27 protein-coding genes and 1 pseudogene are annotated in these 23,314 nt (G+C 42.2%); 16 read left to right on the top strand and 12 right to left on the bottom strand.

Annotated elements, in window-relative coordinates; genetic code table 11:
• Window positions 1–182 (top strand): ATP-binding protein (locus tag L4D74_RS05730; RefSeq protein ID WP_428751157.1); only part of this gene is annotated, 182 nt, incomplete at its 5' end.
• Between the two features lie 54 nt (window positions 183–236).
• On the opposite strand, the gene L4D74_RS05725 is transcribed toward L4D74_RS05730, so the two are convergent.
• The 6 genes from L4D74_RS05725 to L4D74_RS05700 all read right to left on the bottom strand — a co-directional run bounded on the left by L4D74_RS05725 (window position 237) and on the right by L4D74_RS05700 (window position 6,779).
• Window positions 237–761 (bottom strand): phage integrase, encoded by a 525-nt coding sequence (locus tag L4D74_RS05725; protein ID WP_428751156.1) that lies wholly within the window; start codon window positions 759–761, stop codon window positions 237–239.
• Window positions 762–2,939, bottom strand: coding sequence for a DEAD/DEAH box helicase (locus L4D74_RS05720; protein WP_428751155.1), 2,178 nt, complete (start codon window positions 2,937–2,939; stop codon window positions 762–764).
• Window positions 2,939–4,648, bottom strand: a complete 1,710-nt coding sequence (locus tag L4D74_RS05715) for a dsDNA nuclease domain-containing protein (RefSeq protein WP_428751154.1) — start codon at window positions 4,646–4,648, stop codon at window positions 2,939–2,941. The genes L4D74_RS05720 and L4D74_RS05715 overlap by 1 nt, the downstream gene beginning before the upstream one ends.
• A 63-nt stretch (window positions 4,649–4,711) precedes the next feature.
• Window positions 4,712–5,485: a hypothetical protein gene (locus L4D74_RS05710; protein WP_428751153.1), complete on the bottom strand. Its 774-nt coding sequence runs from the start codon at window positions 5,483–5,485 to the stop codon at window positions 4,712–4,714.
• Between the two features lie 73 nt (window positions 5,486–5,558).
• On the bottom strand, window positions 5,559–6,050 hold the full coding sequence (locus tag L4D74_RS05705) for an SHOCT domain-containing protein (protein WP_428751152.1): 492 nt from the start codon (window positions 6,048–6,050) through the stop codon (window positions 5,559–5,561).
• Between the two features lie 117 nt (window positions 6,051–6,167).
• The gene (locus tag L4D74_RS05700) at window positions 6,168–6,779 is read right to left on the bottom strand and encodes a phage repressor protein CI (protein WP_428751151.1); all 612 of its coding nucleotides are present in this window, start codon (window positions 6,777–6,779) and stop codon (window positions 6,168–6,170) included.
• 194 nt (window positions 6,780–6,973) lie between these two features.
• On the opposite strand from L4D74_RS05700, the gene L4D74_RS05695 reads away from it, so the two are divergent.
• The 9 genes and pseudogenes from L4D74_RS05695 to L4D74_RS05655 all read left to right on the top strand — a co-directional run bounded on the left by L4D74_RS05695 (window position 6,974) and on the right by L4D74_RS05655 (window position 12,687).
• Window positions 6,974–7,174 (top strand): Rha family transcriptional regulator, encoded by a 201-nt coding sequence (locus L4D74_RS05695; RefSeq protein ID WP_428751150.1) that lies wholly within the window; start codon window positions 6,974–6,976, stop codon window positions 7,172–7,174.
• Window positions 7,171–7,317, top strand: a complete 147-nt coding sequence (locus tag L4D74_RS05690) for a hypothetical protein (RefSeq protein ID WP_428751149.1) — start codon at window positions 7,171–7,173, stop codon at window positions 7,315–7,317. The genes L4D74_RS05695 and L4D74_RS05690 overlap by 4 nt, the downstream gene beginning before the upstream one ends.
• Window positions 7,318–7,326: 9 nt before the next feature.
• On the top strand, window positions 7,327–7,866 hold the full coding sequence (locus L4D74_RS05685) for a phage regulatory CII family protein (protein WP_428751147.1): 540 nt from the start codon (window positions 7,327–7,329) through the stop codon (window positions 7,864–7,866).
• A 9-nt stretch (window positions 7,867–7,875) separates the two neighbouring features.
• Window positions 7,876–8,226, top strand: a complete 351-nt coding sequence (locus tag L4D74_RS05680; RefSeq protein ID WP_428751179.1) for a hypothetical protein — start codon at window positions 7,876–7,878, stop codon at window positions 8,224–8,226.
• A 68-nt stretch (window positions 8,227–8,294) separates the two neighbouring features.
• A complete protein-coding gene (locus L4D74_RS05675) occupies window positions 8,295–8,840 on the top strand; it encodes a hypothetical protein (RefSeq protein ID WP_428751146.1) in 546 nt (181 codons plus the stop codon).
• Window positions 8,837–9,244, top strand: a complete 408-nt coding sequence (locus L4D74_RS05670) for a hypothetical protein (protein WP_428751145.1) — start codon at window positions 8,837–8,839, stop codon at window positions 9,242–9,244. The genes L4D74_RS05675 and L4D74_RS05670 overlap by 4 nt, the downstream gene beginning before the upstream one ends.
• Window positions 9,245–9,254: 10 nt before the next feature.
• A complete protein-coding gene (locus L4D74_RS05665; protein ID WP_372060147.1) occupies window positions 9,255–9,797 on the top strand; it encodes a class I SAM-dependent methyltransferase in 543 nt (180 codons plus the stop codon).
• Window positions 9,794–9,979: a hypothetical protein gene (locus tag L4D74_RS05660; RefSeq protein ID WP_372060146.1), complete on the top strand. Its 186-nt coding sequence runs from the start codon at window positions 9,794–9,796 to the stop codon at window positions 9,977–9,979. The genes L4D74_RS05665 and L4D74_RS05660 overlap by 4 nt, the downstream gene beginning before the upstream one ends.
• A gap of 68 nt (window positions 9,980–10,047) precedes the next feature.
• Window positions 10,048–12,687 (top strand): annotated as a pseudogene (locus L4D74_RS05655) (replication endonuclease).
• Between the two features lie 39 nt (window positions 12,688–12,726).
• On the opposite strand, the gene L4D74_RS05650 reads toward L4D74_RS05655, so the two are convergent.
• The 3 genes from L4D74_RS05650 to L4D74_RS05640 are packed head-to-tail and all read right to left on the bottom strand — an operon-like array spanning window position 12,727 to window position 13,997.
• Window positions 12,727–13,134, bottom strand: a complete 408-nt coding sequence (locus L4D74_RS05650) for a protein-export chaperone SecB (RefSeq protein WP_428751144.1) — start codon at window positions 13,132–13,134, stop codon at window positions 12,727–12,729.
• A gap of 6 nt (window positions 13,135–13,140) precedes the next feature.
• The gene (locus L4D74_RS05645; RefSeq protein WP_428751143.1) at window positions 13,141–13,404 is read right to left on the bottom strand and encodes a hypothetical protein; all 264 of its coding nucleotides are present in this window, start codon (window positions 13,402–13,404) and stop codon (window positions 13,141–13,143) included.
• A gap of 17 nt (window positions 13,405–13,421) precedes the next feature.
• Window positions 13,422–13,997 carry a hypothetical protein gene (locus tag L4D74_RS05640; RefSeq protein ID WP_412523519.1) on the bottom strand — a complete coding sequence of 192 codons (576 nt, stop codon included), beginning with the start codon at window positions 13,995–13,997 and terminating at the stop codon, window positions 13,422–13,424.
• A 720-nt stretch (window positions 13,998–14,717) separates the two neighbouring features.
• Here L4D74_RS05640 and L4D74_RS05635 point away from each other — a divergent pair.
• Window positions 14,718–15,131, top strand: a complete 414-nt coding sequence (locus tag L4D74_RS05635; protein ID WP_428751142.1) for a BRO-N domain-containing protein — start codon at window positions 14,718–14,720, stop codon at window positions 15,129–15,131.
• A 311-nt stretch (window positions 15,132–15,442) separates the two neighbouring features.
• Entirely contained in the window at window positions 15,443–15,772 is a 330-nt protein-coding gene (locus tag L4D74_RS05630; RefSeq protein ID WP_428751141.1) for a hypothetical protein, read from the top strand.
• On the opposite strand, the gene L4D74_RS05625 is transcribed toward L4D74_RS05630, so the two are convergent.
• Window positions 15,773–16,234 (bottom strand): ogr/Delta-like zinc finger family protein, encoded by a 462-nt coding sequence (locus L4D74_RS05625; RefSeq protein WP_428751140.1) that lies wholly within the window; start codon window positions 16,232–16,234, stop codon window positions 15,773–15,775.
• A 172-nt stretch (window positions 16,235–16,406) separates the two neighbouring features.
• Here L4D74_RS05625 and L4D74_RS05620 point away from each other — a divergent pair, with 172 nt between their 5' ends.
• Complete coding sequence (locus L4D74_RS05620; protein ID WP_428751139.1) at window positions 16,407–17,705, top strand: alpha/beta hydrolase; 1,299 nt, start codon at window positions 16,407–16,409, stop codon at window positions 17,703–17,705.
• 50 nt (window positions 17,706–17,755) lie between these two features.
• Here L4D74_RS05620 and L4D74_RS05615 read toward each other — a convergent pair whose 3' ends face one another.
• Both L4D74_RS05615 and L4D74_RS05610 read right to left on the bottom strand, forming a co-directional pair.
• Complete coding sequence (locus tag L4D74_RS05615) at window positions 17,756–18,766, bottom strand: phage portal protein (RefSeq protein WP_428751138.1); 1,011 nt, start codon at window positions 18,764–18,766, stop codon at window positions 17,756–17,758.
• Window positions 18,763–20,544, bottom strand: a complete 1,782-nt coding sequence (locus L4D74_RS05610; protein ID WP_428751137.1) for a terminase large subunit domain-containing protein — start codon at window positions 20,542–20,544, stop codon at window positions 18,763–18,765. Before L4D74_RS05610 ends, L4D74_RS05615 begins: the two co-directional genes overlap by 4 nt.
• Before the next feature lie 166 nt (window positions 20,545–20,710).
• Here L4D74_RS05610 and L4D74_RS05605 point away from each other — a divergent pair, with 166 nt between their 5' ends.
• Genes L4D74_RS05605 through gpM form a run of 3 tightly spaced genes read left to right on the top strand, consistent with a single transcriptional unit; the run spans window position 20,711 to window position 23,307 of the window.
• Window positions 20,711–21,577 carry a GPO family capsid scaffolding protein gene (locus tag L4D74_RS05605; protein ID WP_428751136.1) on the top strand — a complete coding sequence of 289 codons (867 nt, stop codon included), beginning with the start codon at window positions 20,711–20,713 and terminating at the stop codon, window positions 21,575–21,577.
• Complete coding sequence (locus L4D74_RS05600; protein WP_428751135.1) at window positions 21,578–22,579, top strand: phage major capsid protein, P2 family; 1,002 nt, start codon at window positions 21,578–21,580, stop codon at window positions 22,577–22,579. It begins immediately after the preceding gene.
• Window positions 22,580–22,590: 11 nt separating this feature from the next.
• On the top strand, window positions 22,591–23,307 hold the full coding sequence (gene gpM, locus L4D74_RS05595) for a phage terminase small subunit (protein WP_428751134.1): 717 nt from the start codon (window positions 22,591–22,593) through the stop codon (window positions 23,305–23,307).
• The last annotated feature ends 7 nt before the right edge of the window (window positions 23,308–23,314 follow it).

Genomic DNA, 23,314 nt, shown 5'->3' with positions numbered 1-23,314 from the left:
CGTTCTCTCAATGGTCGAATGCGTTCGCTGACGATACAACACTAACGGCGGCATTACTGGATAGGCTTCTTCATCACTCACACATCGTACAAATCAGCGGAGAAAGCTATCGATTACGAGGAAAAAAGGCGGCTGGAACCATACCAACTGTACTAGAAAATCTATCTGAAAGTAGAAGTTAATTACGTGGGTGGGTCAGTTTTACTTCGGCGATAACGTCGATAAGTGGGTCAATTTTAAACTGGCGTTGACACGGGGATCTGTTTAACGCCAGTCAGTGGGTTGGGTTGCGTCCACTCGCCAAGGGAAATGAGTTCATTGAAAACAGCACGTAAGCATCTTAAATCAAGGTTATTAGTGGGTGCGGATATCAACTTACCTGTATCCGCACCTGTGTGTCTGTGCTTTGCTTTTCTGCTAGAACGCCAGTGAACAAAGTCTTTGGCAGTGAACTGGATAGCAAAAGGGTTCCCCAGTTCTTCAACAATGGTGCAGAGGCGAGGGTACAGTTTTACCGAAGATTTTAAGTGCTGGCCGTGAAGTTTGTACCAGAGTTCAACCAAGTCATGAAGTGTGCGTAAGTCCTTTTTGTCACCCAACCAAGGTTTATCATCCACTTCCTGCATGGTGAACTTTTCAAAAGCAAGGGCTTCACCTTTAGTGGCGAAACGCTTGCGAATACGCTTACCTTTTCGGCCCTGCGGGTAACACTCGCAAAGCCATGGTTTTTTGTTGCCGTCTTGTAGGTTTCTGACTGTCATCTAGTAAGTAGCTTTCTTGATAAACATATGATCTACCTGGTTTAACTGTTTCAAGTATTTGTGATAGATACGTAAGTAGCGGACTAGGACATCAATATCTGCTTCGCTTAATCTCTCGGTTACAAGTTTGTCTAAAGTTTCAATTGGAATCCCCATTTCTTCTAAAGCGGAGAATGCTGTTGGCAAATGACTATGCTCAAATAAATGTACTAGGTAGCCTAGGTCTGCAATTTCTGGTACACCCAAACTTGTAAACTCAAAATTTAAAAGATCTTCTAATAGTAATAGAGCTCGTGTAACTGAGTGCTTAAAGATATTCCTTGTGATTTTTAATTCTTTGTCCGTCATATCCGAACGGGATACAGCGTCGTCTCTTGAGTCATATATGAAGCTAATTTGTTTCTTAATATAGCTACTATGATTTTCGGCATAGATGTACCACCCCAACCTATTTTGAAGGTCAAGGTTATCTTCAAAATGAAGGTTAAGTCGAGTTAATGAACCACTTTCCACTGTTTTTATGAATGTTGATAGGAGCTTCAAATGTTCACTTTTAGGAGCTTTAATGGTCGCAATCTGATTCATATCTGAAATGGATAGTTGTGTAATTAACTCGTATGCTTTCAAGATTAACTCAACCTTATAAGTTGAATGTTTTTGAATGATTTCGAGAGGAACATCAGAGTTTTTAGCGAACTTCATAAGACTTTCGGTACTTTGTTCAGACAGATGTTCTGGTTGAATTCCTGCTAGCAGGTTTATTGGGGATTTATGGTCTTGTTGCCCTAAAGGTAGGTCCACAACTTGAGTCTGTAATTCTTGTTTAGGTAGCGCCTCTAAACAAAAAACATTACCAACAAGATATTGATTCATTCGCCCCGCACGACCTGAAATGTTTTTGTGCGTAAAGTTGTCTATTCTAGGTGTTCCATTTCTATTGTCGTAAATAATTATATTTTCAGCAGCTGTGTTTACACCTTCAATTAATGTAGAGGTGCATATCAAAATTTTAATCTTTTTTGAGTTAAATAGGTCAATGTTTTTCTGTTGAATTGCACGAGGTAAGGCGCCATGGTGGGTTCCTATACCATGACGAATAGCACTGGTACATCCCCAATCTTTTCCGTAATATTTTACCAACCACATATAATATTTTTTTAATGAGTTAGAATTTAGATAACCGATAGATTTTTCTTGAATTTGGTGTAAGCGCCCCAAGTATCGAGATACTTGTGCTATAGAAGCGGCGGATTTACAGTAGATAATAGTCTGCCCGTGGTGGTTGTTGACTATTTCTTCAAGTTGGAGGTTCTTTGATGCTAAGTCCATCGCTGCAATATTAAACTCATGAATATTAAGAGCTACGGTGTTAAATTCGGATGGAACAAATACATAGTCTCGCTGTATCACTTCCATTCCTCGGATTGCATCTATATAAGGCCCAATCATGTAGAATTGCTTTGAAACAGATAGCAATTTACTTAGGGCAATATTCAATGCGATTACTCTAGATGAGTCATCATTTCTGAAAGCAAGCTTATAGAACTCATCAACAATAAATAAGTCGATGTTTTTTAGGTCCTTACGTTCGTTAACTCGCTCTTGGGTTAGTATGTAAACGACCTTGTTTTTTCGCTTGATCTGTGAGCCGTGGTGAATTACTTGATACTCTGAACTGAATCTTTTTTGAATTCGTCTTCTGGTTTCATCTATCAGCGCTATCGTAGGAACAACAATAACGATCTTACTGAATTGGTCTTCCGCGATTAGAGCATCGATAATTGCACTTTTACCCATGCTAGTAGGCGCACTTAGAACTAAATTATTTCCTGATTTCAATAGGTTGAATATTTTTGCTTGCATCGAGTGGAAAATAAACTGCTTGTCAAAGTTACTTTGATATAAGTCTAATGTTAATTGTTTGTCATACGATAAATCGGAGAAGTACTTTTTTAAGTATGGGTATAATCCAGCTTTTCGTATGAGATTTTGCAGTAGTAATATTTGACTTTCAAAGAGTTCTAATTGGTCTAATGCGCGAATAAGATACTCACGTCCCTTAGCTTGTTTCGCAGGGATAGATAAGTATTGATTTGCTTTTTTTAAATATAAGAAAGGTGATAGTTTCTCACATTTTACATCTTCAATACATGCTCTAGGTTCTAAGTTAGCTTGCATTATTTATTTGCCTGTGTTGTTACCGCATGAATAAGGGAGGGGATGGATGGAATTGGGTAAATATATACATCGATATGTAAGTCTTGGTAAAATTCACTTTGTTCAACTAAGCACTCAATTAGTCTTTTAAATCTATCCTTAACTTCGTCTTCAAGGGTTAATAAGTAGTCCTTATGCATGTGTTTATTGTTACAGTCAAGGTTACATGATTCGTAACCTAAGAAGAAAGCAAACCGAAATCTATCAATATTTTCGTCTAAGGAAGAGTTAGCATTAAGTATTTCATCAATATCATGCTTTAATAAATATCCATCCTCTTTGGTTTCTAATATTTTTTCTTTCTGGGTATCAAATGCTTCGGAACCTAACAACTCATCAAACTGCATGATCATATTGTCGACAGCTTCTTTGATACTACCTTCAATAAGATAACTAAACCCCATGAGTAACTTATCAGGAGAGTGATCTTCTAAAAGTATATGAACGTTATCAAAACATGTTTTCATATTGTCGTCGATATATAAATTAGCAGCAATTGGTTGAGATTTATACTTGGTTCTGATTATTGAATAAAGCAGTGCCTTTGAAATTAACTCATTAATATTATGATAGCTCTGTTTTTTTCTCTTGGTATAAATAGCTATTTTTTCATCAAGGTTTTCAGGTTTGTGATCTGCTAACTCATTAGGAAGTAACAATACCTGAGGTAACCACTGGCATAGATTTTTGGCAATTTGCCCATAGGTATAGTTTCTGCGATGGTAACCTCCATGTAATCCAGTACATATCTTGTCACCGTAAAAGCTATGGTTTTTGTATAAATCCCCATCAGTAAAGAAAGACTTAATAATAGCCGTCAGTTTATTTTGATTGGTGGAGTATACTTTTATATGTCTGCTATTTAAGTTCGCGTAGTGCTCAATCTCATTTCTGAACCATTTAATAAAGTCAATACGATGGTATGACTTATCAGCAGCAGAATACAGTACTCGAGAAGTTGCACTTTTTTTGGTAAGGTTGCTTAGAAGCGAACAAAGTATTCGTATGTCGTCACTATTAGAGCTAAGAAAAATGCCTTGCTCCTGAGCTGCTTGCAAAATCAAACTAGTACAAGCCAGTTCCAACTGAGTTTGGTTGGGAATTACGGTCCACTCTGCGTGATCTAACCAGTATTCAACATCATTTCCTTTTGGTGTTTTGAATTCTGTACTATTACGAGGCTTATTAAGTTTTATTTTTCTTCGCAGAGATGCCAGTAATTTTTCTTTACCTTCTTTCTGCGGCCTAGTATTTATATCTATTTTCAATAGGTGAAGTTCTTTTTTAACGTCACGAGTAGTTAGTATTCGAAAGTAACCAGGAAGCTGAGATTTATCACATGCCATAGATTTGTGGAGAATCGAGTCTTCTTTACTTACGATTTGATCTTTTTTTTGTTGTCCTGTCTTTGGTACAATTCTGGTCGACGCTACTGCGAATTCTTTAATGGACCATTTAGTATCATCGTCTGTGGTTTTAACTTGAACATATTCAATTCGGTCATCATAAACGAGGTCTATGTCGTCAACAACTTCACAGCGGACAGAGAGTAAAGACTTATCTCGAAGCATTGATAACGTATAGTACGCTGCAGCAAAGTTTTGGTAGGAAAACCCTTTAAGGGCAGCTGGTCCACCACTATCAGATTGCTCCATTTCCGTAGAACTCATATTTTTACCTAGCCATTAATAAGGATTTTCAGGTACAACTCTATTTTGAGTGTTTACCATTTTTCATTTTAGAATGTGTAGTTCGTTAATTACCCAAACCGAAAACAAAGCCATGTTAAAAATCAGTGGTAGCGAAAGATCAAATACTTCGCTATTTCGAAGAAATTCTTTTAGGTAGTGGCTAGACTTAAGCCACAGCAACCGCATTCGATATCTAGCACTAGTGATTTTATAAGATTGATAGATAACGTCATGTTCGTCTGAGTAGGATTTCAATCCCCATTTTTTTACTAGTTCTTTCCTAGGCGGAACCGCTTCGGGAATTCTATTCATTATGTCTTCAGAACTTTTGATAGATTCGAATTGATAACTGCTATTGAACCTAAATCTGAAACTATAAACTAACTTTGATCTGTCCTTCGATTCATCATATTGGTATGTATTTATGTTGATGGTGTGTATTGTTAGATCTTCAATTGTTCTAATATCAACGTGATAGTGGTCTTTACTAACAAATATAGATTGTCTAACAAAAGACTCACCGCTTTTACCAATTTGTAAGCTAGTTGCTAAAGCATTGAACCAGTGTTTTCTAAACACAGTCGCGTGCTCAAGCACATAGCGATACATGGCGTACCATACTAGCCCCCAATAGAGAAAAATTAGGTTCTGAGGGCTTTCAAAATTAATGGTAGGAAACCAAGGGATTGCTATCTTTACATCCTCTAAACCTACGCCCAACACCATATGCGCCAACCCAATACAGAATAGCGTCATCAAACCTTTTGCTGAGTTGGTGAACGTTGGGTCGGTGACTTTATCAACGATTGGGTTCATTTTTTATTTCCATAGCAACATACACCATCAATCATCCAGTAATTTAGAGCTCATTTTCGACATTGAAAGTAAATTAAATGTTAGATAATAGTTGCGCTTTCTTATCGTCAAACTCTTGCTGAGTTAATACGCCAGCGTCTTTTAGTTCAGCAAGCTTCTTGATTTTGTCGATATTTGATTCAGTGGCTTGAACAGACTGCTTATGTGTAACGTTACGACCTGCTTCTAATGCTTCTATTATATTTTGTTCTTGTTCTTTACTCATGCCTTTGAAAGACAAGTCATCATGACTGGTGTGCATTCTAATACTTCGATGTCCAAGTGTTGATTTACGTTCTATAGATGTGATGCTTTTTAATGGGATTGTTTCTAATACTTCACCAATAAAACCTTTTCGATAAAAGGCAACTAGTGTCTCAGTGACTACTAGGGCGCCGTTATGCTGCGTTTTGTCACCTGATCCCATCATTTCACCGATGTAACCATCCCCCCAAGCAATAACAGATTCATTCGGCTTTAAGTGTTTTTCTCTAAATTTGGTTACGTGTTTTGATTCTTTAGTCATTTCTCACTCTCTAATACTAACTACGATAGCTAAATGTTAACTGAAAACAGCTGTTATTAAATCAGTTCCTGTGTAAGTTGATGCGTATATGTGAGCTATGACATTCAAACTGTGTAATTATTCCTTACACATAGTTGCTGCAACCCGCCCAATGACTTCAATATCACCAACGTTCGTTTCGTATGTTCCTGGTCCTATTTCAAGCTCAAGTTTATTCCCTGGCTTTCGCTGAACCCTAGACAAAAGGTGTACACCATCAAATTTCACTAGGTAACGACCTGAAGTTGGGTTGATGTCTTTCGTGTCGATGAAAAAACGGTCATACCTTTCATAAACAACCATCGTATTTTCCGCAATCAACCCAAAGGTGTTAAGTAGGCTATTAGCCATTGGAATGACACCTTCACTTTCTAAAAAACCTTGATGCAAAAAATAGGCGGCAACCCCTGTACCAACATCTGCATCGGCCTCATCTTTTTCTGGGAATGCTTCTCCTTCGCCAAGAGCTAAATATCTAACAGATGCACCGGACTTGAGGTGTTCACGAATTATCAATTCATAGCCAGTTCTATTGTGAGTGTGCCAAGTAGAAAAGGTGGAATTGGGAATGCCATAGTGATCTGCAAGTAAGTCATATGTCTTACACCCCGTCACTTTTTTTAGCTTTTCAGTAAATTCACGCCCACTTAGATAGTCATACGGTGGAACTTTTGCGGGAATTCTGCTCATTTGAGTATTTCCATAGGTGTCTAGATATCAAAATGAGTAATTGATTTGATGTAAGTCTCGAAATTTCTGTTTTGAGGTTTGAATTTTCTTGCTAAAACAGAAAATTAGATCTAATAATTACTCAAACGCGAAATTAATGCTTCATGTCTCACCAATAAGCACTAATAATTCTTTAAACGAATAGGATATCACTTATGGCAAGTCTTCAAATAGCGTTGGACGCACCTTTTTGCACGAAAAAAGAGTTTATTAGACGTACTGGCTGGTCTACATCGTCACTTGATAGAGCAATAGCCCGTGGCGAAATTCCAATTCTTCCTAAACATGGCGAGAAAGGCTCCGTGCTCATCAACTTAGTGAAAGTGTTCGAGCGTTCTGCGGAGCAGAAAGTATGAGCTTTCTCACCACCCTTAAAACCAAACCCACTTTGCACCAATCGCAAAGTGAGTCTTGGGAAGAAAGCTATCCAAACGAATGCCCTATTTGGCTCAATGTCGTTGGTTGGCTATTCGTTTTCGCCCCTTTCTTCTTCATTTGAGTATTGGCTATGGACGCAAACAACTCAATGTGCGGATTCTGTGAGTCCAAACAAAAGTCATTTGACGAGGCTTATTTCTCATTCGCGAGACAAGAGAACATGGAAGCGATAGCCAGAAAGCTAAAAATGCAGCCCGGTATGCTTCGCAATAAGCTGAATCCTGATCAGCCCCATGTTCTAAAACCCGTAGAACTGGTCGCCATTTCTAAAGTGAGCGGCAACTACACCCTTATCAATAGTCTTTTGCTTGGGCTAGACGTTGTCACCGCCCCCATTGAAAGCGCCGAACACGCGCAAAGCATTGTAGAAAGAGTGCTCACGCACAGCACCAATGCTGGCGAACTGTCTACTTGGGCATTGCAACACGGCAATGGCCCACGCTTATCACGCACTCATAAACAGTCACTCATTAAAAAAGCACAAGCTGGCATCGGCAACCTTGTGCTTCTTATCAACGATATCGAAAACCGCACTTCAGGCGTTTCCCCAATGTTAAGCATGGGCGTGGACTTTATTGCCAACGGTGCAGCAATCCCAGGTTTAACCTAAGGAGCCATGATGACCCAGTTAGCAAGAGAACAAATTAAACAACAGCAGATTGCGCAGCCCACAGCCCCTAATGCATTGGAAAGCATTGCGGCTTGTAAGTCCCTTTTTAACGGTGAAGCGACGCGTCGTAAGTTGAAAAAGGTGTTCAACAATATGCCGGATAAAACTCGCGGCTTAGTGCTGATTGCTGGCGGATTACCTGCCAAAGACTACCAACGACGCTTTGAATCCTTCAATGATTTAGAGCTGCAGAAAATCCGCACCGGAATGCAGTGCCTAAAAGAAATCGTGGTGGGCTTTGATAAGACACTCGGCGATGTCCGCCGCTTAAAACACTACCAGTTCAGCAGTACCCATTAACACCCTAGCCAGTGTCCTTTGCCCTCGAAAGGGGGCGTTTTTTTCGTCTTAGCGTAGGAGCATAGAAGATGAGTGACCAATATTATAGACACAGACCAAGACAACCAATCCCGCCAGTTAGTGACCAAGCATTAGCGGAGAAGTATCACAAGGAGGCAAGCGACATGCTGCGCCAGTCGCGGGAAATCCACGACGTGATGTTAAGCAGCCAGCGACGTTTAACCTTTGCTTTAAGTTGCCTAGTGCCAAAGCAATTACTCACTCAATGCGGTTTCGATGAGCATGACCAATCCTCAGAAGGTGTTGAGAATAATGCCCAAGCGGTGAACGTGAGTTTAGATATGCGCGATGTATTCGACATTGTTCATGCCATTAACGTGTTAGCGATGGCGAACACGGATGTGATTCATGTCTTCACCGAGTTTAGCGGCCAATATAACAACTACAGACTAGCGGCTTATGACACCTGCGAACTACCTATGAAAGTTCTGTTGGTTGTACAAGTTGAAATGTCAGCAAGCGACATATTGGAACAATTGCTGTCTATTGAAAGCCAATTAACAGAGCTGATCATTGAAGCCCGTGAAGAAGCCGAAGCAGGGGTGAAATCATGAGCGATTTTGAGAACCATCTATTCAATACGTCATGTGAGCAAATTTCGACAAGGTTCGAGAACAGCAGCACTGAGCAACAGCATGAAATGCTCATTCAACTCGATGCCATTGCAAAGAAACTCACCCCCGTTCAAACCCATCGACCACAAGAAGATGTGTTGGCCGACATCAAACAAGCCATGCAAGGCGACCGCGCTTGTGTTTTCTTTGCGCATCACTACGTGAGCTGGTATCGCTCTTGCCAAAGTGAGAACGCGAAACCACAGCTACACCATTGGTCACAGTTAGATATGAACAACCGCCGCCTGTTTATTGAAATGCTCGCCCTACGTGACTTAGGCCACTGGGACGATGAAGCACTTTTTCAGTTCGAGCAGTACTGCTTGGCAGCGATTGGGGAATAGGGGATAAGTCATGAGTTCAACAAACGGAAAAGTACAACCACGCGAACTTTACCCAACGCCGCCAGAAGTTGTTGATGCGCTTATGGCTAAGTTGGCACTTCGCCCAACGGACAAGTTTTTAGAACCTTGTTACGGTACAGGCGCGATCTTCGACAAGATAGCTTTGCCACAGAGCCAAAAATCATTTGCTGAAATCGAAAAGGGTATTGATTACCTCACTACTGAGTTTGGCACCCAAGACGTGATCATTACTAACCCTCCGTTTTCACTAACGGAGGAGTTCATTCGCAAGAGCCTAAGTGAGTTAGCACCAAACGGCACAATGGCATACCTGCAACGTGTGAACTATTTAGGTTCTAAAAAGCGCCTTCCTTTCTGGTTCGAAATTGGCTTTCCGCCAAAGTGCCCAATCATTGTGCCTCGTCCACGTTTTGTGGGTGGTGGTTCAGATTCGTGTGAATACGCCTGGTTCATTTGGGATAACGGCAACCGCTTCGATATGCCTCAAGGTTTGAGCCATATTGTTTCTGCAGGGCATGAGGTGGCGGCATGAGTGAAGCAATCAAAGTGGCTGCCGAAGCACCAGAATACATTCAAACCTTACTCACTGAAATGTTGGAAGGTCACCACCCAGATAACGAGGTTCTACTTGGAACGTTGCTTTCTGGTAAAGACACGATTCAAGTACAACTTAAAATCACCCGTAACCCAGCAGATTTCATGGATGAATGTTAGTGGGTTACCTAACCTAACCTGTCGAAATAGAACGGTTCGACTCTCCTTATAGCACCCCCCTTTCGCCAATTGATGGGGGGAATGCTTGTATTCCTCATGGCTTTCAACCAGTTCAGGTGGAGCCAGATGATTTATCTGTTATTCAGCGCATTCTTTACGACACAAGCCCAGATGATTATCACTGGACGTCACAGCAATTTGAGAACGTTCCTGCTTATTTAACCAAGTACTTTGCTACTCGCTATGCGCGTATTTTTGAAAAAGAAGGGCGTAAGGTAGCCAACACATTCATAAATAAAAATCTGATGCCAGCGAAGCAACGAGTATTGCTGGTTTTGAAGCAATACAAACAACTTCCCACCACACAAAAGATTGCTTTGTTCAGTGAAGAACTGAGCAGCACTAAGCAAAGTGATCTTGATGTTCAGCATCCTCAAATGGGGTTTGATTTTGAGCAGGCAGAGAAAACACGCAAGCCAGTGAAAAGCCGTATTCTTGCCGAGCTGGAATCGGATGAAGTGAAAGAGATGGCCTTCAAAATCGGTAAGATTGTGATTGCCAAGGTGCAGCATATTGGCGACCAGCTGGCGAAGCTTGATGTTGATGCCATTAATGAACAGCGCCTTGAAAATGACCCGCTCATTCTTGAGGTAGAAGGGTATGAATTGCTTGCTCAATTCGCGCAACAATTTGGGGTGAAAATCCCCCGTAAATACGTACAACAAACCGCGATAAGTGCTGCACAAGATGTCTCTAAACTCATTGATGAAAAGTGGTGGTTTGGGCGTTTGTGGGCGATCCGTAAAATTATGCGCGAGCATCTAGCTATTGCTATGGGACAGGTGTCTGCAAAGGCGTCCCCTTATGCGAGTTGGAATTGTATTCGTGAGCACCAAGAGCAGCAAAAGCGTAATTACGAATTCATGAAGCAATCTGAGCTCTTTGATGAAGAGACAGAAGAAGTAGTAGGAATGTGGGATACGGTTAAGAAGAGTATCTCAAACCCTGCGATTCGGCGGCATGAACTCATGGCCCGTTGCCGTGGGTGCGAAGACATTGGCAACGAACTTGGCTTGCAAGGGTTATTTCTAACACTAACAGCGCCGTCCAAATACCATAGTAGTTATAAAAAAGGTGGCTTCATCAACCACTGGAATGGCGCCAGCCCAAAAGAAACGCAGGCTTACCTGAATAACATATGGCAACGCATTCGAGCAAAGTTAGGTCGTAAGGGGATTCGTTGGTTTGGGGTACGTGTTGCCGAACCACATCACGACGGCACGCCCCATTGGCACATGCTTATTTGGGTAAAACCTATAGATGCTTTGTAAGTGACAGACATATTCATTCGCTATGCGGTGATGTTCGATAAAGAGGAGCTTCCTCAAGCCAAACCTTGCTTGCCGTTTGATGCCATTAATTATGTGGAAGAACGCGAGTTTTCCAACCCTTTCCGAGTCTATAAAAAGATTTACGCCAATCACTTTCCATCTTCATTAAAGCAGTTTAGGCCAGAGGTAGAGTTGCCTGAATCGGTTCAACTCTTGCCGATAAAGCGACAGGGTTTGACGACGTTAAATATCGACTATCAACCACGTTGCGATGTTGGGTTTATTGACCCAGAGAAGGGGACGGCCACTGGCTACATTGCCAAGTACATTTCAAAAAATATTGATGGTTATGCCATGGATGATGATCTGTCGGATGAAGTGGATAAGCCCGTAAAGGAAATGGCTAGAAACGTGACGGCATGGAAAAGCCGTTGGTGTATTCGTCAGTATCAATTCTTTGGTGGTGCACCGGTGACCACTTACCGAGAGCTGCGCCGTTTCGCAAACCAAAACAAAAAAGCCTTTATGGAATATTTGTACATGCAGCAACGTGTCGACCTACTAACGCTGTATTCCATGTTAATGCGTGATTTTGTTGGCCCCGTTAAACCAATCCGATTGCTCTCGAAACAAGAGTTAATGGAGGCGATCGGTAACAGCTACCAGGCGAGGTTAAAAACAGAAGCAGAACCCAGCGTAAATAACACGCTTAAAGCGGCGGATACTGGCGATTGGATGGGTTACATCATGGGGCAGGGTGGCCCATTTGTGAAACGTGATGATTTGCTGATCACCAATTTATATGAAGTGTTGCCGTTTGCTTCACCCCATGGTGAAGACGTACGCAAGATAGAAGGCTTTAGCACGCCTCAAGATACGGTGAAAACCCGTACGAAGGTTTGGACCATTCGCAAGAAATCTAAGGTGATAGACGATGCTGAAGCGTGTGCTCTTGGGAGCGAAGCGACTGCTGTTGGAGCCTCTGGCTCCTCTCGGAGTTCTGTCAATAACTGTACGGAGCCCCATAAAGTACAGATCTGCGATCAGCTAATTAGATTATTCGAACCGAAGATGAAAAAGAGTAACGCGCCTCCGAATATAGATGAGTCAGCACTGGCCGCACTGCTAAAAGGCAGTTCATTAAGGGTAGATAACGAGACAAGTATTCAAATTCGCCCAGCGGAGGTAGACGACCGCGGCAACAAACGCTCAGCGCAGCTGGTTGAAGTCAGCCGTGTACCTGCAGATGACATGAAATGGATGGATTTTGAAGGTTGGGATAAGACATTCGCCCAACCGGAACAAGAAAAAGAAGAATACCAACAACCTGACCTTTCGTTCTTCCCAGAGTTGGAATGCGATTGGCCGTTAGCGTGAGTTATGCATAAAAAAGCCACTCAGATGAGTGGCTAGAAGTTATTCTGCGTTACTTGTTGCTAAGGCTTGAAAGTTAACACTTGGAAGCATCACAGGATCATACCCTGCGTTTAATAACATTGTGCCAATAAATGACCTCATATAAGGATAGGCTATCGCAGGAGCATTGACCTTAGGGAAAAGTCCCTCAATAAAATCTTGAGTGATAGGGTCATCCAACTCAAATACAGCTATATACTTTAAGTCAAGTAAATGTGAAGGTCTGTCTGTTTGAGACCCTGCTTTCTCAACGTTCAACTGCATTTCGAAAATAACTTGGAATGTGTCATCACTTTGCTCGCTGAAAGCGCAACCAAACTGCAAGGCTAATCCTTCAGTTTTTTCCAATCCTTCCATAGCACTTATTGATAAAGAGTCAACAAATGTATTCTTTAGTCGTAGTTTCATAATTTATTATGCCGCAAATCCCAAGCTTTCAGTATAAACATCATTACGGTAGTAGCCTTCATCGTTCTCTGCTGTAACCTTAATAGTTTGCGTAACTAAAGGGATTCTTTTTGGTGTACAGATCATATCGTATTCTACAATTTCTTCTAAAAAATCGTAAGCTAGTGGACCTTTAGCCTCATATGACTGTAGCTCGGCTAGGAGTGCATCTGGTGATGTTGCTGCAAGTTCTTCTTGTAGTAGTGCTAATCTTTCTTCAAAACTTAACATGGCATATCCCATTTACTTTATTTAGTTTTAAATTGTTCATCATACTCTTTTGGGTGGTCGAACCCCTTCAAAGAGATTCTGTCTTTCGCTTTGTCAAAAACACATAACTGTTGGCGTGTGACTAGAGGCAATTCACCGCCACTAAACTCAGGGTCTACAAACTGTAGTTTAAACAAACTCTTACCATCTTGTGCTTTGATTGCAGAGTAAGGAAAAACCAGTTCACGATCTCTAAAATAACTAATTATTTGATGGACAGTAATATTTTTTTGTTCTTCTTTAGGTAATGTTTTTAAAACTTCTTTCTTGAAGTCATGGAACTCAAATTGATGCCTCACATTACCTACTAAATCCAACAGTTCAGTTTCATTACATAGTTCTATGTCAAACTCACCTATTACCTTTTCAACTATCGGCACTTTAGCTTTTCGCCATTGCCTAGCCCAGTAATTGTGGTCCGTCCAAAAGTAAAAACCCTCTGTTAACCATTGGTCTTTACCATCCCCACTTTTGAATGGAATGTTTTCTACAATGTGTTGGTATCCGCCCTTGTTTTTGCAAGCATGGAAACCTTTGAATGTTAACTGAGTCATTAGTAATTGATTTTATTATATTGTTTTTAGTGTTGTACCGTAGACAAGTTGATACAACTTATCAGGTCACAAACTATACATGACTCTAAAGTTTCAAACAATCATCACATTGTCAATTCTTAATCAATATGCGTCAATGCTCATCAATATCCTTATACATCATTGACTAGTATAGAACACATCAGCTAACCTACTAGTGCACTGGCAAAATCTAGTGCCGGGATTAGTACCCCGAAATGACAACGTAGGCGCATAGACGCCGGCTTACTGCTGGTTTTTTTATGTGTGGCTTTAGCGCACCTATACATAGACGTTTCGTGTAAGAATCGTACTATCTAAATTATGGTGGGCTGGGCAAGGCAGCTTTGGCTGGCCGTTTCCTACGTTGCGGTAGTACTAACCTTGTTCAGTTCACCACCCATTGATTAGTACCTCTGAGTGGTGATTCAACGAATCAACGTAGGAGGTCATCATGACCACAGCACTTACTTTCCAAAACACCCACTTCGATGTAATTGAATATCACCAAAAGCTTTGGCTTACCGCTACAGAGCTGGCACATGCACTTGGGTACTCTAAATCTGATGCAGTAACTCAAATATATGATAGGAACTCTGGCGAATTTTCTGGTAATTCCCTGAGACCCTCAAATTGAGTGTCTCAGGGAATTACCAGAAAACGGTTCGTATCTTCTCACTCAGAGGTGCGCATCTTGTCGCTATGTTCAGTCGAACAAAGGTGGCGAAACAATTTAGAAAATGGGTGCTTGATGTGCTCGAAAAAGAATCTTTACACTCAGTTGCTATTCTTCCTCCAAATTCTGTGCCTCAACTTCCTAATCGAACTTACCCAAACTTCTACGACTCTGGTTGGATTCCTGCTTTATATCGCCGTTGCCAATCTGAAACCCATTGGACGTATCACATCAAATTTAATGTAAGACCTAAAGGTGGCAAGTTCGCTGCAACCTTTGAACTAGGCATTGGTGGTAAAGGCAATACAGCCCCTAATTTTTCATCCAGTGGTTCGCAGTTTGTTGATAGCAACTTCTATTTAGAGTATCGAGATTTAGATGAGTTGTGGGAATATATCGGTCAGGTGTTAGCGAAATATGGTGCCAAGAGCCCATTTTGATAGAAAATATTTTGCGAGCGACATCAAAATATAGAGCATAAAAAAATCGAGTCGGGTTTATCTATCTTATTGATTATTTGGTGGTAAATCCGCCGTTGTTTTACTCAGACGGTGGCGACGATTCAATGGGTTGATCCGGCTATTGACACTCTGAATCAAGTTGGCACTATTAATACACCCTCCTTCCTAATCCTCCCTTCATTCAGTTTTTAATTAAGCACAGTTGCGCCATAACATATTTGGTTCTGCAAACAAAATACGTCTAGTGGCGATCACTTGTTTCTAAATCGAATTGGTTACTGTGCTTGTGTATGGAAAATAACCCAAGGAAAAAGAAGATGAGTGAAGTGAGTCAAAAAACAGTTATAGAATACTGTATTAATATACAGTATATTTATGGGGTCGTTGGTAAGGGTATTGATATGAAAGAAGAAAAAAAGCTATTTCAATTGGCGCTTGATGTGATCATTGACGGAGTTTCAGTGAGTATGCCTGCGGAAGGGCGTGCTGAAGCGGGAGTGTTGTTGATGAGAGGATTAGTGGCGAAGTACCCTCACTTAATTGATGCTGAAAAAACAAAAGCCATTCAATCGATAATTGAAATGGCAGATGAGGTAGAAAGCCCTGAGTTTAGGTTGTAATTAGAACATCGATAACTGAAGACTAAGCTCCTGCCTCTTTTCTGGGGGCAGAGCCTTTACCAATGAATTAGCCAGTTGATGTGTTGTTTTTGAAGATGGGCTTAATGTGTGGCTAAAGTATAACGACATAACAAATTGATGTTCACATGCCGGGTTTTTGCATTCGCAATAAAGGTCTGCGCAGTCATTGGATAGGCGGTTGGTTTTGTTGATTACCGCCCGTTCTCCGCAACCACAAAAAACACGGGTACCAAATACTTTACCAAACAGAGGCTTGCTGGCTGCACCAATCCCCAGGTGAAGCTTTGAAGGCTTTAAAGAATGTTTATACCCTAGCGCACTCACAAAGGTGTGACCGCAATCTGGGTTTGAACATGAACAAGATAACTCCGCGCAATTCGCATCCGCTGCTTTGCTTCTGCTAACAATCGCGCGTTCACCGCATTTGCAATAAACTCGCATACATTGACCTAACTTAACTGACTGACAGTGAAATATTACGTCAACATCTGTGTTTATGTACAGGCGTTAGGGCGGTGATAACAAAAATATCTTTGTATATAGCTTAAACCTTGAGGTGATTTGGTTTAAATTGCAGGTGCTTAAAGAACATTCATTAAAATAAGGGACTTCGATGTTTGGTATGAAAACCGTTAAGCTAATTTTACTCTCTATTCTTGTTGTTGGATGTGCACAGACTTTGAAACAAGGAGAAGTAGGTGATAACCCTGATTCTAAATCATCCAATGAAGAAGTAAGGCCTTGCTCATTAGAAACTCAAACAAAAGAAGAAACTATTGGTAATTCTGATGATGATTGTTACAGAGTCGCAGCTGGTAGTTCAGCAACAGCTGTAGCTGTAGCTGCAGCTGGAGCCGAGACGCAGGGTGCAAGTGCATGCGGTGGTCTTGGTTGCTTTTTTGGGTATCTTTGGGGTGCGATGGAAAGCCAAACAAAGACCCATACAACGATCGACGTTTTTTACGCAACGGGAAGAGAATTTGAAGCTTTGGATGAAGAGGTAATCAAATACACAAACAAATGGGCGGATGAAATATCATATGGTAAAGCTCGCGTTAGTATTCCGGGAATTCATGAAATAGGGGAGATTGAAAGGCCTAGTTGGTTTTCTCAAAATGATCCTGATGAGCATGTGTTAGTTCAATCAACTCAAGTTTTGCCACAAAAACAATACTTTTCTGAGCTAGAAAGTCGTTTAAATGAGCCGGGCAGTCTTTTAGTTTTTGTGCATGGGTACAACGTTTCATTTGAGGAGGCGGCTTTGAGAACGGGGCAAATGGCATTTGATTTAAAGTTTAGAGGAGTGACGATGTTTTATAGCTGGCCATCTAAAGGAAACGTGAAAAGCTACGCTGTAGATGGGAATACGATGGAATGGTCAAAGAAAAATATCGGACGTTTTCTTGAGCAGTTGTTAAATGAAACGACTGCTTCAAACATATATCTAGTGGGTCATAGTATGGGGACTCGCGGTTTAACACAAGCCTATATTGACGTCGTGGAACAAGTACCGGAAGCGAAGAAACGAATCAAGGAAGTTATTCTTGCGGCCCCTGATATCGACTCAAAGATATTCAAACGTGACATTGCACCTAAGATGTTGGAGGCTGGGGCTCCTGTTACTGTGTATGTCTCATCTCGTGATAGCGCGTTGAAAGCTTCTAAGCAAATTAATGGTAGTGTGGCTAGAGCTGGTATTGGTGGTGATAACATTAGTGTTATTAGAGGAATCGAAACTATTGATATTAGTGCTCTGGGAACGGGTGTCCTCAATCATTCTACATTTGCGGATGTACGTCCTGTTATAAATGATATGTACAGTATTATTCATCATAGCAAGAGGGCTGCCGATAGAGTTGGTCTCGAATCTGTTCAGACCGATTCCGGTGTTTACTGGAAGATGAGGAAATAATACAGGTTGTACATTTGAAGGAATATTCAAGATACTCCTTCAATTTTTTATTACATTTCAAACTTCAAATGGAGGTGTTTAGGGATCTCTGGGTCACTGTTCACTTCATCCATTATCAGCTCGCATACCGGAATGATTTCATCTTTGGCGTACTCGCTGCCAATCTTGATCGGGTCACCTAAACTGGTTGTGCCTTGCGGGATAATGCCTGCTTTGCCTACTGGAAAACGGTGGCCTACTAGGATGTCTTGCGCGGTAATGTTCTTAATTCGTTCGAATTCATCTTTAGTGGCAATATCGCCAACCGGAATTAATTGAATACCTTTCTCTTTACCGTTCGGGATGTTCACAAACATGCTGCGGAAATTGCCCACGCCCTTAGAGCTGGCAATGGTCTCCTTCATCATCTCTTCATCCGCTTCGCTTAAGCTCGGGTCTGTTGCGTAAAAGATAAAGCCCATGTGAGCGCCGTTCTTGTAATAACGGCGGCGAAACAGTGTGGCATCTTTGTTTAATAAGCTGCTTTGGATACTGCCTAAGTAGTCGGGTAAACCATAAATCTGCTGTTGCGGATCATACTGTGGCAAAAATATTACATCGTCTTTGCGGTATTCTCGCTGTTGGTTGTCGCGTTCTAGAATGATGAAGTTGCCATTTTTACGTTTACGCAGGTACATGCCTGGCAACGGGTGCAAACGTACCACGCGCTTGAAACCATCTCGGATTTTTAAAAATCCAGCATGACCAAAAGTGAAGTAGTCACGACAAAATGCTTGAACGTGTCGACGGCGAATCGCACCACCTTGCTGGAATCGTCCTGCTACGTAGTTGGCTCGAGCGATTAGCAAAGAACCATGATAAGAGTTGGCTCTGGCAACATCGGCCAATCCCGTTGGCGAAATGGGTGGTTCCCAGTAATTCTCTGAATCGTTGTAAAACAAATCTGAGTAGGACGTCATCCAACTATTGCTATCAATGGCTTCTGATGCAGAGTCGATGTGATAGACAGATCCAGGTGCTTGTTCTTCTTGTTTGATTAACGTTTCGGTTTGCTCGGTCATGCTGCAGTCGCCCAAGTTGATTTAGTTGGTGATGAATGGTCTAACGGCTCATTAATAATGGCGTGAGAGATGGCCCAGAATGCATCGGCGTGACCTGTGGTTTGGCTACGCTCTGCTTTGAATGTCATTGCATTGCCGCTGGCGGTTGGAACTCGTTTAATTGCCATAAATGCCATGGCAATGTCTTTGTGTTCAGCATCGAATTGAAGCCGCTTAGCTTCTACAATGTCGATCATCTTCATGACGAGACGGTTTTTGTTTTCGTTGCTGTAGTGAATGGCGTGCGCTTCACGTGGGTGTTTTTTAGAAATTAAGTCCCAAACACCGCCACCAATGCCCGTGGTATCTACGCCAATGTAAGTGACTTTGTAACGTTGAAAGACTTTGTCTATTTCAGACACGTGATACTGGAAGTTGAGCCCTTTCCAGTAGTGCTTTTCTAGAACGCGGAATTTTTCCCCTGCGACGGCAGGTGGCGCGATGACCACCAAGCACGCATTGTCTCGAGTTCGGCTTGGGTCATAACCCAACCAAACCTCACGGTGGGCGAAGGGCTGCTTATTGTTTGGTTTGAAGTCCTGCCAGTGGTCGGCATCCACCATGCTTTTTTCAAGGTCTGAGAACTTGAAGACAGAAAGTGAACCATCAACAAATATGCACATGAACAGGTTGTTGAAGTCGTCTTGACTGTATTCTTCACGCAGTTCGTCAATGTCGAATAGGTCACAGCCACCGTTGGCGGCATCTTCAATGGTGACAACATAACGCCACTGTTTATCGTCACAGAGTCGGCCACCGTCGCGAAATTCTTCAAACGTTGGGAATTCAATTTTCTCGCGAGACTCTTTGCCTTTGCGCCATTGGTCACCTGTCCAGAATGGGTAAGCCTGGTGCATTTTTGACGACGGTGTAGAAAAGTAGGTTTTACGCCACTTCTTATGCGTCGCCATTGCGGAAGCGAGTTTGTTCAGCTCGTCGAACTTGGGTATCCAGAAATATTCATCCACATAAACATGGCCGTGGTAACTCTGGGCGGTTTTGCTGTTGGTTGATAAAAAGCGAAGTTCGGCACCGTTTGAAAGAATGATCGGGTTGCCGGTTAACTCGATGTCTAAAAACTCTTTGCCAATGGCAATAATGTAGCTGCGGAAAACCTCTGCTTGAGCGCGAGAGGCAGAAAGGAATATTTGGTTATCGCCCGTTAGGATAGCGTCTTCTAGTGCTTCACCACTGAAGTAATATGTTGCCCCGATTTGGCGTGACTTAAGGATGTTTCGAATACGCTGCTTTATGTTGTTACGCATGGTGTGTTGGTATTCGAACAATGATTTATGCCAGTCTACAAAGTCACCGTCGCCAAGGTGTTCAATGTTATTTCTGCCTTTTCCTTTCTTCTTACTTTCGCCATTACCATTGCAGTTTTTATTAGATGATGCGGAGCTGTTTGTCTTTGAGCTGCCTTGCGAAAGCATTCGCTCTGCTTTGGCTTTTGCATCGGCATTCGCTTTTAGCAGTTTGACGTGATGGTCTATGAGTTTATCCATCTCTTTAAGCTGCTGATCGCTTTTCTCGTCTTTATCAATTAACACGGCCAATCGGCGGTTAATCATTTCCTCTACGGACAGTTCGTTTAACAACAAAGCCCAGCCGAATTTCTCCGCCCAGGTATAAATGATGCGGTCACTATTTAAGTTAAGTTGCGCCGCTATTTCTTTTGGAGGTACTCCGCGTAAATAAAGCTTTTTCGCGGCCTCTTTTATTTCATCTGAATATGCCATAGCCGCATCATACGCGCTGAAAATGCGCAAATGACTAACCAAAATTCGGATGAATTCGGATACGGATAAAATCCGAATTTCTCGGAATTGAAGTGGCTGAAAGCACTAAGTCAAAGGCGTATTGTTGGCTCAAATGAAAATGTGAATAACGAATTTGAGTACGTAAATGCCTAAGACGAGTGACTGGAAAATCGTAGCGACAGAAGGGCCAACCGTAGATGGGCGAAAAATCACCCGTGAATGGTTAACCCAAATGGCGGAGTGCTATTCACTTGACGAATATCCTGCATTGATTTGGCCAGAGCACCGTAGATTTTATGGGTTTGGTGAAAACTGGGGCAAGGTTGTTGAGCTTAAAGCGGAAGAAAAAGACGGGAAAATGCGTCTTTTTGCCAAGCTAGAGCCTAATGACTACATGCTTGAAGCCAACCGTAAAAAGCAAAAATTATTCACTTCTATTGAGCCAAATCCTGATTACAAGGGCGAAGGGCGTTGTTACTTAATGGGCCTAGCTGCGACTGACTCCCCAGCATCCACTGGTACTTCGCTACTTCAATTCTCCCGTAAAGAGGGCGAAACCACTCGCCTTGAATGTAGTCACCTTGAAGAAATCAATCTTGATGAATGTTTTACCCGCAGTGAGCGATTTTTTTCGATGTGCCATCAATTCTTTTCCTCTGGCGAAGACAGGCCAGAGAATCCATCGCAACCAGAGGATAGCGACGTGACCGAAGAACAACTACAAGCCGCACTACAAAAGCAATTTAGTGCTTTTAAAGGTGAGTTAAAAACCGAACTTACCAACGAACTCAAGCAAGAGTTTAGTAAGCAAGAATCTGAGCCAGAAACAAAGCCGGAAGTTAAACCAGAAGGCACAACAGTAGAGCAGTTTTCTGCAGCGCTGGAAGAAAAACTTAATCCACTCGTTGAGAAAGTGGCTGGCTTAGAAAAGAAATTCAACGACCTTTCACAAGAAGTGCCGGGTCAAGAGCCGGAAGGCGAGGGCGCAAACACCGCTATGGAGTTCTTCTAAATGAGCAAGGCACATTTTAAAACCTACTTAGCAGAATTTATCAGCGGCACTCTTAAAGCTGCGAGTGCCGAGGCAGACGAGAAGATGTTTTCTATTACACCAGTAATGGAAACCAAACTTCGTGAAGCACTAAAACATTCTCATGCTTTTCTCGGCATGATCCACACCGGGCTTGTTGACCAAATCCAAGGTCAAGTTGTTGATGTGGGTGACGACGGTCTATCTACTGGCCGTGCGGCTGGTCGCTTCAGTGTGGAAGTCGGGCAAGATGGTAATACCTACCAGTTAGTAAAAACGGATTCTGGAGCGCATATTCCTTGGGAACTTATGACCCAGTGGATTAATTCTGGCAGTAAAGGGCAGTGGATGAACCTAATGAAAGGTGCCATCACTAAACGCTTTGCACTAGACATGCTTCGTATTGGCTTTAACGGTACAAGTGTTGCAAACACCACCGACCCCGCTGCTAATCCACTTGGACAGGACGTTAACAAGGGCTGGCTTACGCTTGTTAAAGAGAAAGCACCCGCACAAGTTCTTGCGGCAGCAAAGCTTGACTCAACAGGTGCAACGGCAGATGCCTACAAAAACTTGGACTCGCTAGTCCAAGATCTAATCAATACAACCATCGCCGAGCAATCTCGCCAAGATGATGACCTAGTTGTGGTGATCGGTTCGAACTTGGTCGCAGCAGAGCAGCACCGACTACTGGAATCAGCAGACACACCGACTGAGCATAAAGCGGCTCAATCCCTAGCGAAGACTATTGCTGGAAAAAAAGCATACACCCCACCGTTCTTCCCTGCGGATGCGGTTTGGGTAACTAGTTTTAAGAATCTACAAATCCTTACTCAGTCGGGTACGCAGTGGCGTAAGCAAGAGAACAACACTGATCGTATGCGATTTGAGAGTAACCATATTCGTATGGAAGGTTATGCAGTTGGCCGACTATCTAAATTCGCTGCAATTGAATCAGTAACTGTTATAGAGCCAGCGGCTTAATGGAGTGAAAAATGGTTAGCCCATTAGCAAAACAGCGGAAGCAATTACTTGAAAAACAGGCTAGCCAGTTTGCACCGGAGGTTGTTTCTGGTGCAGACACCAATAGCTTGCACATCAAGCTGATTGACTTCGAAGAAGACCGCAAGCATTTACGCACTTTCAATGCGATTGCTGACCGTGTTGAGCATAAACGCAATGTGTTGGTACCGAAATACAAACCGTATGTTCAAGCCTATTTGGAAAGTGGTGAGCAATTTGAAAACCCAATCTTTACCAATTTGGTGATCTGGCTATTCGACATTAAAGAGTTGGATACCGCGATTGATTGGTGCATGACGGCCATAGATCGTGACCTGCCAACACCAGAAAACTTCCGTCGTAACTGGCCGACATTCTGTGCCGATGAAGTTCTAGCGTGGGCTGAAAGCGAATCAGAACGTGGCAATTCAATTGAACCTTACTTCTCCAAAGTATTTGAGAAGGTTGAGAAAGAGTGGCGCCTGCATGAAAAAGTGGAAGCCAAGTGGTTCAAGTTCGCGGGTTTATATCTGATTCGAAATGAAGACGGCCAACCGCAAGCCACAGCAGTTGGTAATTTGGAAACGTTGGAAAAGGCTTTGGGCCTACTTCAACACGCACACAATAAGCACTGCAAAGTGGGTGTGGGTACGCAGATAAAGAAAATCGAACAACGCATTCGTGCCATTAGAGACGGTACGAATCTTTAGTCAGTAA

Source organism: Vibrio cionasavignyae (genome assembly GCF_050337155.1).
In the GTDB taxonomy this organism is placed as follows: domain Bacteria; phylum Pseudomonadota; class Gammaproteobacteria; order Enterobacterales; family Vibrionaceae; genus Vibrio; species Vibrio nomapromontoriensis.
This window is presented reverse-complemented; position numbering and strand designations above follow the sequence as displayed.

Coding starts and splice junctions, on each gene's coding strand:
- L4D74_RS05685 (WP_428751147.1), top strand. CDS start 7,327: ATGGACGCAAACAACTCAATGTGCGGATTCTGTGAGTCCAAACAAAAG.
- L4D74_RS05660 (WP_372060146.1), top strand. CDS start 9,794: ATGAGTGAAGCAATCAAAGTGGCTGCCGAAGCACCAGAATACATTCAA.
- L4D74_RS05645 (WP_428751143.1), bottom strand. CDS start 13,404: ATGTTAAGTTTTGAAGAAAGATTAGCACTACTACAAGAAGAACTTGCA.
- L4D74_RS05720 (WP_428751155.1), bottom strand. CDS start 2,939: ATGCAAGCTAACTTAGAACCTAGAGCATGTATTGAAGATGTAAAATGT.
- L4D74_RS05680 (WP_428751179.1), top strand. CDS start 7,876: ATGACCCAGTTAGCAAGAGAACAAATTAAACAACAGCAGATTGCGCAG.
- L4D74_RS05710 (WP_428751153.1), bottom strand. CDS start 5,485: ATGAACCCAATCGTTGATAAAGTCACCGACCCAACGTTCACCAACTCA.
- L4D74_RS05615 (WP_428751138.1), bottom strand. CDS start 18,766: ATGACCGAGCAAACCGAAACGTTAATCAAACAAGAAGAACAAGCACCT.
- L4D74_RS05705 (WP_428751152.1), bottom strand. CDS start 6,050: ATGACTAAAGAATCAAAACACGTAACCAAATTTAGAGAAAAACACTTA.
- L4D74_RS05610 (WP_428751137.1), bottom strand. CDS start 20,544: ATGGCATATTCAGATGAAATAAAAGAGGCCGCGAAAAAGCTTTATTTA.
- L4D74_RS05665 (WP_372060147.1), top strand. CDS start 9,255: ATGAGTTCAACAAACGGAAAAGTACAACCACGCGAACTTTACCCAACG.
- L4D74_RS05600 (WP_428751135.1), top strand. CDS start 21,578: ATGAGCAAGGCACATTTTAAAACCTACTTAGCAGAATTTATCAGCGGC.
- L4D74_RS05625 (WP_428751140.1), bottom strand. CDS start 16,234: ATGCGAGTTTATTGCAAATGCGGTGAACGCGCGATTGTTAGCAGAAGC.
- L4D74_RS05670 (WP_428751145.1), top strand. CDS start 8,837: ATGAGCGATTTTGAGAACCATCTATTCAATACGTCATGTGAGCAAATT.
- L4D74_RS05675 (WP_428751146.1), top strand. CDS start 8,295: ATGAGTGACCAATATTATAGACACAGACCAAGACAACCAATCCCGCCA.
- L4D74_RS05715 (WP_428751154.1), bottom strand. CDS start 4,648: ATGAGTTCTACGGAAATGGAGCAATCTGATAGTGGTGGACCAGCTGCC.
- L4D74_RS05640 (WP_412523519.1), bottom strand. CDS start 13,997: ATGACTCAGTTAACATTCAAAGGTTTCCATGCTTGCAAAAACAAGGGC.
- L4D74_RS05650 (WP_428751144.1), bottom strand. CDS start 13,134: ATGAAACTACGACTAAAGAATACATTTGTTGACTCTTTATCAATAAGT.
- L4D74_RS05690 (WP_428751149.1), top strand. CDS start 7,171: ATGAGCTTTCTCACCACCCTTAAAACCAAACCCACTTTGCACCAATCG.
- L4D74_RS05630 (WP_428751141.1), top strand. CDS start 15,443: ATGGAAAATAACCCAAGGAAAAAGAAGATGAGTGAAGTGAGTCAAAAA.
- L4D74_RS05700 (WP_428751151.1), bottom strand. CDS start 6,779: ATGAGCAGAATTCCCGCAAAAGTTCCACCGTATGACTATCTAAGTGGG.
- L4D74_RS05725 (WP_428751156.1), bottom strand. CDS start 761: ATGACAGTCAGAAACCTACAAGACGGCAACAAAAAACCATGGCTTTGC.
- L4D74_RS05695 (WP_428751150.1), top strand. CDS start 6,974: ATGGCAAGTCTTCAAATAGCGTTGGACGCACCTTTTTGCACGAAAAAA.
- L4D74_RS05620 (WP_428751139.1), top strand. CDS start 16,407: ATGTTTGGTATGAAAACCGTTAAGCTAATTTTACTCTCTATTCTTGTT.
- gpM (WP_428751134.1), top strand. CDS start 22,591: ATGGTTAGCCCATTAGCAAAACAGCGGAAGCAATTACTTGAAAAACAG.
- L4D74_RS05635 (WP_428751142.1), top strand. CDS start 14,718: ATGTTCAGTCGAACAAAGGTGGCGAAACAATTTAGAAAATGGGTGCTT.
- L4D74_RS05605 (WP_428751136.1), top strand. CDS start 20,711: ATGCCTAAGACGAGTGACTGGAAAATCGTAGCGACAGAAGGGCCAACC.